This window comes from Pseudomonas sp. JDS08PS003 (assembly GCF_045013505.1).
GTDB lineage: Bacteria > Pseudomonadota > Gammaproteobacteria > Pseudomonadales > Pseudomonadaceae > Aquipseudomonas > Aquipseudomonas protegens_B.
Map to the genome: position 1 here is coordinate 6869779 of NZ_CP120724.1, position 12322 is coordinate 6882100.

Annotated in this window: 12 protein-coding genes; 2 read left to right on the forward strand and 10 right to left on the reverse strand. The window is 60.1% G+C overall.

All coding sequences use genetic code 11. The annotated features are described in order from the left end of the window. The first annotated feature begins 49 nt into the window (after window positions 1-49). Window positions 50-1426: a glutamine synthetase family protein gene (locus P7C00_RS30765; RefSeq protein ID WP_346633303.1), complete on the forward strand. Its 1377-nt coding sequence runs from the start codon at window positions 50-52 to the stop codon at window positions 1424-1426. A gap of 136 nt (window positions 1427-1562) precedes the next feature. Further along, window positions 1563-2201 carry a TetR/AcrR family transcriptional regulator gene (locus tag P7C00_RS30770; protein ID WP_346633304.1) on the forward strand — a complete coding sequence of 213 codons (639 nt, stop codon included), beginning with the start codon at window positions 1563-1565 and terminating at the stop codon, window positions 2199-2201. Window positions 2202-2205: 4 nt separating this feature from the next. Here the strand turns inward: P7C00_RS30770 and coaA are convergent, their stop codons facing one another. The 10 genes from coaA to argA all read right to left on the reverse strand — a co-directional run bounded on the left by coaA (window position 2206) and on the right by argA (window position 12304). Then, complete coding sequence (coaA, locus tag P7C00_RS30775; RefSeq protein WP_404937870.1) at window positions 2206-3042, reverse strand: type I pantothenate kinase; 837 nt, start codon at window positions 3040-3042, stop codon at window positions 2206-2208. A gap of 201 nt (window positions 3043-3243) precedes the next feature. Beyond that, window positions 3244-3459, reverse strand: coding sequence for a molybdopterin-binding protein (locus P7C00_RS30780; RefSeq protein ID WP_011064106.1), 216 nt, complete (start codon window positions 3457-3459; stop codon window positions 3244-3246). Window positions 3460-3493: 34 nt separating this feature from the next. After that, window positions 3494-4300, reverse strand: a complete 807-nt coding sequence (gene ssuB, locus P7C00_RS30785) for an aliphatic sulfonates ABC transporter ATP-binding protein (RefSeq protein ID WP_346633306.1) — start codon at window positions 4298-4300, stop codon at window positions 3494-3496. After that, entirely contained in the window at window positions 4297-5085 is a 789-nt protein-coding gene (gene ssuC, locus P7C00_RS30790) for an aliphatic sulfonate ABC transporter permease SsuC (protein WP_346633307.1), read from the reverse strand. Before ssuC ends, ssuB begins: the two co-directional genes overlap by 4 nt. Window positions 5086-5094: 9 nt before the next feature. Continuing rightward, on the reverse strand, window positions 5095-6243 hold the full coding sequence (gene ssuD / locus P7C00_RS30795) for an FMNH2-dependent alkanesulfonate monooxygenase (protein ID WP_404937871.1): 1149 nt from the start codon (window positions 6241-6243) through the stop codon (window positions 5095-5097). A gap of 24 nt (window positions 6244-6267) precedes the next feature. Then, on the reverse strand, window positions 6268-7233 hold the full coding sequence (locus P7C00_RS30800; protein WP_346633309.1) for a sulfonate ABC transporter substrate-binding protein: 966 nt from the start codon (window positions 7231-7233) through the stop codon (window positions 6268-6270). Between the two features lie 91 nt (window positions 7234-7324). Then, a complete protein-coding gene (gene ssuE, locus P7C00_RS30805; RefSeq protein WP_123726740.1) occupies window positions 7325-7918 on the reverse strand; it encodes an NADPH-dependent FMN reductase in 594 nt (197 codons plus the stop codon). A gap of 313 nt (window positions 7919-8231) precedes the next feature. After that, window positions 8232-8870 (reverse strand): peroxiredoxin, encoded by a 639-nt coding sequence (locus tag P7C00_RS30810; RefSeq protein ID WP_161753053.1) that lies wholly within the window; start codon window positions 8868-8870, stop codon window positions 8232-8234. 274 nt (window positions 8871-9144) lie between these two features. After that, complete coding sequence (locus P7C00_RS30815; protein ID WP_346633310.1) at window positions 9145-10506, reverse strand: OprD family porin; 1362 nt, start codon at window positions 10504-10506, stop codon at window positions 9145-9147. A gap of 499 nt (window positions 10507-11005) precedes the next feature. Then, the gene (argA, locus tag P7C00_RS30820) at window positions 11006-12304 is read right to left on the reverse strand and encodes an amino-acid N-acetyltransferase (protein ID WP_123726743.1); all 1299 of its coding nucleotides are present in this window, start codon (window positions 12302-12304) and stop codon (window positions 11006-11008) included. Between the last annotated feature and the right edge of the window lie 18 nt (window positions 12305-12322).

Below are 12322 nucleotides of genomic sequence, written 5' to 3' on the forward strand. Positions count from 1 at the left end.
ACCAGAAAAGATCAATGATTGATATTTTTAACAACAAAGGTGTTGCATCATGTCGGTACCCCCGCGTGCCGTTCAGCTCAACGAAGCGAACGCGTTCCTTAAGGAACATCCTGAGGTTCTGTACGTTGACCTTCTGATTGCGGATATGAATGGTGTGGTGCGCGGCAAGCGCATCGAACGCACCAGCCTCCACAAGGTTTACGAGAAAGGCATCAACCTGCCGGCCTCCCTGTTTGCCCTGGATATCAATGGTTCTACGGTGGAAAGCACCGGCCTGGGCCTGGACATCGGCGATGCTGACCGAATCTGCTATCCAATCCCCGATACCCTGTGCAACGAGCCCTGGCAGAAGCGTCCTACCGCGCAACTGCTGATGACCATGCACGAGCTTGAAGGCGATCCGTTCTTCGCCGATCCACGAGAAGTACTGCGCCAGGTCGTGGCCAAGTTCGACGAACTGGGACTGACCATCTGCGCCGCCTTCGAACTGGAGTTCTACCTGATCGACCAGGAGAACGTGAACGGCCGCCCACAACCGCCACGTTCGCCGATCTCCGGCAAACGCCCGCATTCCACCCAGGTCTACCTGATCGACGATCTCGACGAATACGTCGACTGCCTCCAGGACATTCTCGAAGGTGCCAAAGAGCAAGGCATCCCCGCAGACGCCATCGTCAAGGAAAGTGCCCCGGCGCAGTTCGAAGTGAACCTGCACCACGTCGCCGACCCGATCAAGGCCTGCGATTACGCGGTACTGCTCAAACGCCTGATCAAGAACATCGCCTACGACCATGAGATGGACACCACCTTCATGGCCAAGCCTTACCCGGGCCAGGCGGGCAACGGTCTGCACGTCCACATTTCGATTCTGGATAAAGATGGCAAGAACATCTTTGCCAGCGAGGATCCCGAGCAGAACGCCGCACTGCGTCACGCGATCGGCGGTGTGCTCGAGACCCTACCGGCGCAGATGGCTTTCCTCTGCCCGAACGTCAACTCCTACCGTCGTTTCGGCGCACAGTTCTATGTGCCGAACTCGCCGAGCTGGGGCCTGGACAACCGTACCGTGGCCCTGCGGGTGCCTACCGGTTCGGCCGATGCCGTGCGCCTGGAACACCGGGTCGCCGGCGCCGACGCCAACCCTTACCTGTTGATGGCTTCGGTCCTGGCGGGCGTGCATCACGGCTTGACCAACAAGATCGAGCCGCCTGCGCCGACCGAAGGCAACAGCTACGAGCAGAACGAGCAGAGCCTGCCGAACAACTTGCGCGATGCCCTGCGCGAGCTGGACGACAGTGAGGTGATGGCCAAGTACATCGATCCGAAATACATCGACATCTTCGTGGCCTGCAAAGAGAGCGAGCTGGAGGAGTTCGAACACTCCATCTCCGACCTCGAGTACAACTGGTACCTGCACACCGTCTAAGCGGTTGTTGCAAAAAAACAACGCCGCGGAGCTCACACAGCCCGCGGCGTTTTTTTGTGCCTCGCCGTTATGGCCGGCGGATACAGGAATCCTGGCGCTCTCGCGTACAATGCCCGCTGCCCAGTAGGAGACACCGATGACGCGCACCGCCCCTCTTCGCAAACCCCGTGCACGCAGCCAGGCCCGGATCGACTCGATACTCGACGCCGCCCGGACCCTGCTGGCCAGCGAGGGGGTGGCCAGCCTGTCGATCTACAGCGTGGCGGAACGAGCGCAGATTCCACCGTCCTCGGTCTATCACTTCTTCGCCAGTGTCCCTGCCCTGCTGGAAGCCCTGACCGCTGATGTCCACGCCGGGTTTCGCGCCTGCCTGCAAGCTCCCATCGACCACGACCGGCTCGACAGCTGGCGGGACCTGTCACGCCTGGTTGAACAACGCATGCTCGACATCTACGGCGAGGACGCGGCAGCCCGCCAGTTGATCCTCGCCCAACACGGCTTGACGGAAGTCACCCAAGCCGATCGCCAGCACGACATCGAGCTGGGTGACCTGATGCACAAGCTGTTCGATCACCACTTCGAGCTGCCGACCCTGCCCCGGGATGTGGATGTATTCGCCCTGGCCATGGAGCTGGGAGATCGGGTGTACGCCCGTTCGGTGCAACAGCACGGGCAAATCACCCCGCGCATGGCGGAGGAAGGCATGCGGGTCTTCGATGCCTACCTGAGCCTCTACTTGCCGCCCTACCTGCCCAAGCGTCCAGCGTCTCTCTGAGCGCTCAAGCCTGCCGCAACAGCAACCTGTCGATGCTGTGATCCGCTGATTTGTGAATGATCAGGTTCGCCCGTTCCCGGGTCGGCAGGATGTTTTCGACGAGATTCTTCAGGTTGACCCGATCCCAGGTATCGGATGCCACCGACAGGGCTTCAAGGTCCGAAAGCCCCTTGTACTTGTTGAAGTAGGAATCTGCCGCCTGGAACGCGGTGTTCTTCAAGTAGACAAAGCGCTCCAGGTACCAGGCCTTGATCGCCTCCTCGGACGCATCGACGTAAATGGAGAAGTCGATGAAATCCAGGGGGTTCAAGCCTTGCCCCTGCTCGCCCTGCAGCACATTCAGGCCTTCGAGGATGATGATATCCGGAGCCTCCACCGACTGCGCCTCATCGGCCAGGATGTCGTAGCGGACGTGGGAATAGATGGGAATCCTGACGGCCTCGCCCTTCCTGCACACCGACTGCAGAAAATCCACGAACAACGGCTCATCGTAGGATTCGGGAAACCCCTTGCGGTGCAGAATATTTTTTTCCTGGAGGGTCGCCAGTGGGAAAAGAAAGGAGTCCGTAGTCACCAGATGCACATTGGGCTTGTCCGGCCAATAGGCCAGAAGGGCCGCCAGGACCCTGGCAAAACTGCTTTTGCCCACCGCGACACTGCCGGATACACCTATGACATAAGGTGCCTTGAAACCTGCCTGGGGGGCCTTGAGCGACTGCACCTGGGCCGCATGCAAATGCAGCAGGCGCGACAGCGGGAGCAGGATCTGCCTCACCTCCTTGGACGCCATGGGCTGGGTCGGACTGGTCAGCGTCTCCATCTCGGACGGTGACAGACTCATGGGTTCTGCGGCCCGCAGAGCTGACCAGCGATCGCGATCAAACTCCAGATACCCTACGTTTGGACCCTGCTCTGTTGTCATGTTTGTACTGTTCAGGCCTTGCCGAAAGCAGGGAAAGTATCAAATCTGACCGTTATTTACAGCGTCCATGAAAAAAGCCCCGAAGGACTCGCACCCTTCGGGGCTGTTGCACTGCATTGCTCACAACTTGGCGATCGACACCTCGGTGGATTTCACGAAGGCAATCACCTCGCTGCCGATGGACAGTTCCAGCTCCTTGACCGAACGGGTGGTGATCACCGAAGTGACAATCCCGGACGCGGTCTGCACGTCGATTTCCGACAGCACGTCACCCTCGACGATTTCCTTGATGGTGCCCTTGAACTGATTGCGAACGTTGATGGCTTTAATGGTCATGGTATTTCTCCTGGGATCGAAATGATTCGCTGTTTTAAAGTGCCCAGCGCAACTGCGTGGGCAAGGGTGAAACGGGTTCCGGTTCCGGTGGTGAACCTGGCAGTGCCAGCACGCGATTGAGGACTTCGGTTTCCAGGGCCGCCAGGCGATGGGAACCTCGCACCCGCGGGCGTGGCAGCTCGACGTGCAGGTCAAGCCCCACCTCGCCGTCTTCGATCAGGATCACCCGATCGGCAATCGCCACGGCCTCACTGACATCGTGGGTGACCAGCAATACGGTGAAGCCATGCTGCTGCCACAAACGTTCGATCAACTGCTGCATCTCGATCCGGGTCAGGGCATCCAGTGCCCCCAGCGGCTCGTCCAGCAGTAACAGTCGCGGCTGATGAATCAGGGCACGAGCCAGGGCCACCCGCTGTTTCTGGCCACCTGACAGCGCCGCCGGCCATTCATTGGCGCGATCCGCCAGGCCCACCGCTTCAAGGGCTTCCAGGGCCTGAGGCCGCCAGTTGCCCTTGAGGCCGAGCCCGACGTTGTCGATGACTTTCTTCCAGGGCAGCAAACGTGCCTCCTGGAACATCAACCGGGTGTCTTCGATGGCTGCGCTCAAGGGCGCGGAGCCTGCCAGCAACTCGCCGCCCGTGGGCTGATCGAGACCGGCCAGCAGGCGCAGCAAGGTGCTTTTGCCGCAACCGCTGCGCCCCACTACCGCCACGAACTGACCGGCAGGAATGTGCAGATCGACTTCCCGCAGCACCTGCCGCGAACCGAAGGTCTTTTGCAATTTGCGCACGGCCAGGGGAATGCCCCGCAGCAGCCGTGGAGGTTGTTGAGCCGTCATTGAGCATCTCCCCTGGCCACTTGGTAGGCCGGATGCCAGCGCAGCCAGACCCGCTCCAGGCCCCGCGCTGCGAGGTCGGCGAGCTTGCCGAGCACCGCGTACATGACAATGGCCAGCACCACCACGTCGGTCTGCAGGAACTCACGGGCATTCATGGCCAGATAGCCGATGCCGGAGCTGGCGGAGATGGTTTCAGCAACGATCAGCGTCAGCCACATGAAGCCCAGGGCAAAACGCACCCCCACCAGGATCGAGGGCAAGGCTCCGGGCAGGATCACTTGGCGAAACAGCGCGAACCCCGACAGTCCGTAGCTACGGGCCATCTCCACCAGCGCCGGATCAACGTTGCGAATGCCGTGGTAAGTGTTGAGGTAGATCGGGAACAGAGTGCCCAGGGCTACCAGAAAGATCTTCGCCGACTCGTCGATACCGAACCACAGGATCACCAGGGGAATCAGCGCCAGGTGCGGTACGTTGCGGATCATCTGCACCGAGCTGTCCAGCAAGCGCTCGCCCCATTTCGACAAACCGGTGATGAAGCCCAGCGCCAGACCGATACCGCCGCCGATGACAAAACCCAGCCCCGCACGCCAGCCACTGATGGCCAGGTGAGTCCAGATATCGCCACTGCGTACCAGGCTGACCCCGGCCTCGATCACCGCGCTGGGGGCCGGCAGGATACGGGTCGACAGCCAACCCGCCGATACCGACAGCTGCCACACCGCGAGCAGCAGCAACGGCAGCCCCCAGGGCGCCAGCCGATGCACTATGCGTTGTCCACTCATGACCGCACCTCAGCTCTGGGACGCAGCTTTGGGGATGATGTCGTTGGCGACCATTTCCCCGAACGGACTGACATAACCTGCAGCTTCAGGCAGCTTGGGGCGCTCGATGTCCAGATGCGGAAACAGCAGTTCGGCCACCCGGTAGGACTCTTCCAGGTGTGGATAACCGGAGAAGATAAAGGTGTCGATGCCCAGGTCTGAGTACTCTTGCATCCGCGCTGCCACCGTAGGACCGTCGCCCACCAGGGCCGTGCCGGCGCCACCACGCACCAGGCCTACCCCGGCCCAGAGGTTCGGGCTCACTTCCAGTTTGTCGCGGCGCCCTCCATGCAGGGCCGCCATGCGCTGCTGGCCGACGGAATCGAAACGGGCCAGGGACGCCTGGGCCCGAGCGATGGTGTCGTCGTCCAGATGGGAAATCAGGCGCTCGGCGGCCTGCCAGGCCTCGGCATTGGTTTCTCGCACAATCACATGCAGGCGGATGCCAAAACGCACGGTGCGCCCCAGCTTGGCGGCCTTTTCCCGCACCTGCTGGATCTTCTCGGCCACGGCGGCCGGTGGTTCGCCCCAGGTCAGAACCATCTCCACCTGCTCGGCGGCCAGGTCCTGGGCGGCTTCCGAAGAGCCGCCGAAATACAGCGGTGGACGGGGTTGCTGCAGCGGCGGATAGAGCAGCTTGGCGCCCTTCACGCTGATGTGCTGGCCGTCGTAATCCACGGTTTCGCCTTCCAGCACCCGCCGCCAGATACGGGTGAACTCCACGGAGGCCTGGTAACGCTCTTCATGGTCGAGGAACAGGCCATCGCCGGCCAACTCGTCCGGATCACCACCGGTCACCAGGTTGAACAGCGCCCGGCCACCGGACAAGCGATCCAGGGTCGCAGCCTGACGCGCCGCCACCGTCGGGGAAATGATCCCGGGACGCAGGGCTACCAGAAACTTCAGACGCTGGGTCACCGGAATCAGCGAGGCCGCCACCAACCAGGAATCCTCGCAGGACCGCCCGGTGGGAATCAGCACCCCGCCAAAACCAAGGCGGTCGGCAGCCTGGGCGATCTGTTGCAGGTATGCATGATCGACGGCGCGAGCGCCTTCGGCGGTGCCAAGGTAATGGCCGTCGCCGTGGGTGGGCAGAAACCAGAAGATGTTGAGGCTCATGGAGTTGTCTCCTAAGGGGTCGAATTACGGCGCTTTGGCCACGGCGGCAGTGGGCGTCCAGATCACGTCTTTGATGCTCAGCGGCTTGGGAATCAGCTTGAGCTGATAGAAGCTGTCGGCGATTTTCTGCTGCGCGGCGATCACTTCCGGGGTCAGGAAGGCCGCACCGTAGCCCTGGCGTTTCACCGAGGTCAGGGTGATGTCGGTAGACAGGCCCAACAGAGGTGCCACCTGCTGGGTGACCTCCTGCGGGTTGGCCTTGGACCACTCGCCCACGGCCCGCACTTCCTCCACCAGGGCCTTGATCACCTCGGGGTGCTGCTGTGCGTAGGGTTTGGTCGCCAGGTAGAACTGGTGGTTGTCGACGATGCCACTGCCGTCACGCAGAGTGCGTGCCTGCAGTTGCTGCTCGGCCGCCGCCTGGTAAGGGTCCCAGATCACCCAGGCGTCGACACTGCCACGCTCGAACGCTGCGCGGGCATCGGCCGGGGGCAGGAACACAGTCTGGATATCGCTGTACTTGAGGCCGGCGTCTTCCAGGGCGCGGACCAGCAGGTAATGGACGTTGGAGCCCTTGTTCAGCACCACCTTCTTGCCCTTGAGGTCCTGCACCGATTTGATCGGCGAGTCCTTGGGCACCAGGATCGCTTCGCTATGGGGCGCCGGCGGTTCATAGGCCACGTAGAGCAGATCGGCACCGGCAGCCTGGGCAAATACCGGTGGAGTTTCGCCGGTCACACCGAAGTCGATGGAGCCGACATTCAGCCCCTCCAGCAGCTGCGGGCCGCCCGGGAACTCGGTCCATTGCACGTCTACGCCCTGCTGCGCCAGGCGCTTTTCCAGGGAGCCCTTGGCCTTGAGCAGCACCAGGGTGCCGTATTTCTGATAACCGATACGCAAGGTCTCGGCTTGAGCTTGAACAATGGCGCCGAAGGACACAGCCGCAGCAAACAGAGCGACCAGACCGCGACGCAAAATGACAGGGCGCATGGCGCTCTCCTTTTTGCTGTGGGGGTTGTGGCTGCACCTGCTTGCCCGTTGGCGGGCGAGTAAGGCCAGTACTTCAAATCAGGGGTGTGACTCAAATGCTCCAGCGAGCACTCAACAGACGTTCATTCAACACATGCGGGTCCAGCGGTTTGGGACGACGTGCCATCGCGCTGTGGAACTGCTCCAGGGCTTCGCTCAAGCGTTGCTCCAGAGCCTGCGCCAGCTGCGGCTGGACACTGCCTTCGCCATAAGCGATCTGGCTGTCCTCGGCAAAGATGCCCTGGAGCATTTCCTGGGCCTTGAGTGCCGAGAGCACAGGCTTGAGGGCGTAATCCACCGCCAGCATGTGGGCGATGCTGCCGCCCGTGGCCATGGGCAGCACCACCTTGTGGCTCAGGGCACGTTCCGGCAGCAGGTCGAGCAGGGTTTTCAGGGCCCCGGAAAAAGACGCCTTGTACACCGGCGTGGCAATCAGCAGGCCGTCGGCCTGCTCAATGTGTTGCAGCAGATCGATGACCATGGGGCTGTCGAAGCGGGCGTGAAGCAGATCTTCGGCCGGGAAGTCCCGCACCTGGTAACTGACCACTTCCACGCCTTGCTGCTGCAACCAGCGCTTGGCCAACTCCAGCAGCACCCCGGAACGGGAGCGTTGGCTGGGACTGCCACCGAGAGAGACCACCAGCATGCAGGGGATTCCTTGAACAAGATAAAGCGATTCGCGGGATGCGATCTCGCCGGACTGGACAGACCTTAACAGTCTATTTTTATATCCATAAATCTTATTTATTCATTTGTTTATTCCTTATATGCATATAAGGAAGTATTTCTCGCAGGCAAAAAAATAGGCCGTCGAAACGGCCTTAAAACCCCTGCTTTATGGATCTGTTACCCCTGAACTCTCCGTAGGAGCGGGCTTGCCCGCGAAAAGGTCCGCAACACCTTGCATCGGCCTCACGACCGCCTTCGCCGGCAAGCCGGCTCCTACAGCGGCTCGTGTATCAACGGTTGGGTTGCGGCGTCAGGCGCAGGTAAGGCTTCACTGCGCGATAACCTTTGGGAAAGCGGCGCTTGATCTCTTCCTCGTCCTTGAGCGAGGGCACGATCACCACCTCGTCACCATCCTGCCAGTTAGCCGGAGTAGCCACTTTGTAGTTGTCGGTGAGTTGCAACGAGTCAATCACCCGGAGAATTTCGTGGAAATTGCGCCCGGTACTGGCGGGATAGGTGATGGTCAGGCGAATCTTCTTGTTCGGGTCGATGACGAACAGCGAACGCACGGTCAGCGTGTCGTTGGCATTGGGGTGAATCAGGTCATAGAGGTCCGACACTTTGCGATCGGCGTCCGCCAGGATCGGAAAATTGACGATGGTGTGCTGGGTTTCGTTGATGTCCTCGATCCAGCGGTGATGGGAATCCACCGGGTCCACCGACAGGGCAATGGCTTTGACTCCGCGCTGAGCGAACTCGTCCTTGAGCTTGGCGGTGAAACCCAGCTCGGTGGTGCACACCGGCGTGAAGTCTGCGGGGTGGGAAAACAGCACGCCCCAGCTATCGCCCAGCCACTCGTGGAAACGAATCTTGCCGGCACTGGAATCCTGTTCGAAGTCGGGGGCGATGTCGCCCAGTCTGAGGCTCATGGGGTGCTGCTCCTGTGAGTGCGTGATGGAGCTACTCTGCCTGCACCGGAGCTTATTTAAAAAGAATAAATATCGATTTATTCATAACTGAATTGAATATTAAAAATCTCTTCACTGGACGCGCGCGCAGGCGAAGACCACCCTTCTCAACAAGGTTCGAGAAGGCCTTGAGTAGCTGTACAAAGAGGGGGATTCAGGAAGGGCTCACGGGGGTGGGCCTGACTTGAAGCAATACCTCGCCCGGCATTGCGCCGGGCGAGGCTTTATCGCGCTATTACAACAGCGGGATCGAGTAGCTGACGATCAGACGGTTTTCGTCCTGATCGCGCTGGCTCGGGATGTCGTTGCGCCACATGGCGTTTTTCCAAGTGAAGCCCAGGTTCTTCAGCGGGCCTTCCGGAACAACGTAAGCGACGGTCAGGTCGCGTTCCCACTCGGAACGGCCGCTACCAGCTACAGCACCTTTAGCGGTTACGGTGTCGATGTTGTCACCGCGCAGGTAAACCACACCGGCAGTCAGGCCAGGGGCGCCCAGTTTGGCGAAGTCATAGGAGTAGCGCGCTTGCCAGGTACGCTCGCCGGCACGGGCGAACTTCTGGATCTGCATGTCGGTGATGATGTAGGCCGACGAGCCATCACCCTGGTTCAGCCAAGGGAAATCGCTGCTGCCGTTGCTGACCTGGTAGCCGCCACCAAAGGTATGACCGGCAACCGAGTACAGGAACAGGCCGCTATAAAGGTTGTTGTCAACCTTGCCTTTACCACTTGCTACACCAGAGTAGTTGCCAGTGGTGAAGTAGGTGGAGTCATGACCATTAGCACCATCGTCGCGGCTGTTGAAGTAACGCAGGTCGGACTTCAATACGCCCGGGCCGATTGCCCAGTTATGAGTCAGGCCCAGGAAGTGCTGCTTGTAGAAGTCTTCCAGGTTGCCGTAGTAGTACTGAGCGGTGAGGTCCTTGGTGATCTTGTAGTCGCCACCACCGTAGATGAACTTGTTGCTATCACGAAAGCTTGCACCGCGGCTGTTGGCGCCAGCGATGGAGAGTTGTTCGTTGTTGCTGGAGTTACGGCCCTTGGCGTGCTCGATCTGACCACCGATCAGGGTCAGATCCTTGATGTCGTTGGTAGTGATCTGACCGCCCTGGAAGGTTTGCGGCAGCATACGACCATCGTTGGTCACGATAACCGGCAGTTTTGGCTGCAGGGTGCCCAGCTTCAGCTCGGTTTGCGAGATCTTGGCTTTGGCAGTCAGGCCCAGGCTGGAGTAGTTGTCAACGGCTTCGCCATTGGATTTGCTTGGAAATACGGTACCGCCGTAGGAGCTAGGAGTAGCGCCGTTGGTGCCGCCCCCCGAGTCCAGCTTGATACCCAGCAGGCCGATCGCGTCGAGACCGAAACCTACGGTGCCCTGGGTGTAGCCAGAGGTGAAGTTGAGCTGAAAGCCTTGGCCCCACTCTTCGTTCTTGCTCTGAACATTGCTGGCGGTTGCTGCCGCATGGTCACGGTTATCAGTATTGATATAGAAGTTGCGCAGCCCCAAGGTAGCCTTGCTGTCTTCGATGAAACCGGCGGCGCCTGCCTGCTGCGCCAAAACCCCTACGGCCACAGCCAGGGCCAAGGTGGACTTGTTCATGTTTCGCTCCTCTCGTTTCTAATTCTTGTGGTTCCTGGCCCCAGATCGAACGCCCGGGTGCCACAGATGCGCGATTAGCGCCAGACCGTGACTGATAAGTCAATCGTAACGGACTGTGTCTACGACCATGGTCTAATCGCAGTGATTTGGTCCATGCAGGGTAATGAATTACTCATAAACCCAAAAAGAATTGTTTAATTCTTTTTCATACCTTTCAGGAATAAAGCTCGCCACGGTAAAGCCGAGAATCCCAGCCTAGACACTCGCAAGCTTATTTCTGAAAAATATTTCCCCGATCCAGCCCCCAAGATCCCCCGCGCCAGAGGCGTAAAACGTCATGGAGGATCAAAAAAGCGACGCAATCATGGCTAAGAGCCTATCCTCCCGTCAATTTGTTACAGTTTTTGTATCGAAATGAAATTTTTCTGACATGTGCAGAAAACGGCAACGCCTCGATCCAGGGATCGAGGCGTTGCCTATTGCACGACGAGAAAAAGACTCAGAGGGCCTTTTCGAAGATCTTCGAATTGCGCTGGTAGTTGTACAACGAGGCCCTGGCCGAAGGCAGACGTTCGACGCTGCTGGGCACAAAACCCCGCTCGCGAAACCAATGGGCCGTGCGGGTAGTGAGCACGAACAAGGTCTTCAGCCCCTGAGCCCGGGCCCGGGCTTCAATCCTTTCCAACAGTTCGTCGCCGCGCTTGCCATGACGATACTCAGGGTTCACCGCAAGGCAGGCCAGCTCGCCGGCATCGGAGTCGGCAATCTGGTACAAGGCAGCGCAGGCAATGATCATGCCCTCGCGCTCGACCACGCTGAACTGCTCGATTTCACGCTCCAGTACCTCCCGGGAGCGCCGCACCAGGATGCCCTGTTCTTCCAGCGGGCTGATCAGATCCAACAACCCGCCGACGTCTTCAATCGCCGCCTCGCGCACCCGCTCGAATTGCTCCTGGGCCACCAGGGTACCGCCGCCGTCACGGGTAAAGAGCTCCGTCAGCAGGGCGCCATCTTCGGCATAACTGACGATATGGCTACGTCCCACACCACCACGACAAGCCTCTGCAGCGGCGTCCAGCAGTTCGGCCTGATAGTTGCCACCCAGACGCTGCAAGTGCGCCGGAACCTGCTGCGGGCGCAACTCGCGAACCAGTTTGCCGTTTTCATCCAGCAGACCGGGATCGGCACCAAACAGCAGCAGCTTGTCGGCCCCCAGATCGATGGCCGCGCGAGTGGCCACATCTTCACAAGCCAGATTGAAGGTCTCGCCAGTGGGCGAATACCCCAAGGGCGACAGCAGCACGATGGAGCGCTCGTCCAGCAGGCGATTGATGCCCTTGCGATCGACCCGACGCACTTCGCCGGTGTGGTGGTAGTCGACACCTTCCAGCACCCCGATCGGACGGGCCGTCACCAGGTTGCCGCTGGCGACCCGCAAGCGCGAACCCTGCATGGGCGAAGAAGCCATGTCCATGGACAGGCGCGCTTCAATGGCAATGCGCAATTGGCCCACGGCGTCGATCACGCATTCCAGGGTCGCTGCATCGGTAATCCGCAGACCGTGATGGTAATGGGGCGCCAGACCGCGAGCCGCCAGGCGGGCTTCGATCTGTGGGCGCGAACCGTGCACCAGCACCAGGCGAACCCCCAGGCTGTGGAGCAGCACCAGGTCGTGGACGATATTGCCGAAGTTGGGGTGTTCAACGCCGTCACCGGGGAGCATGACCACGAAGGTGCAGTCACGGTGGGCGTTGATATAGGGAGACGCGTGGCGGAGCCAATTGACGTATTCGGGCATGAACCTGAGCCTGTAAAT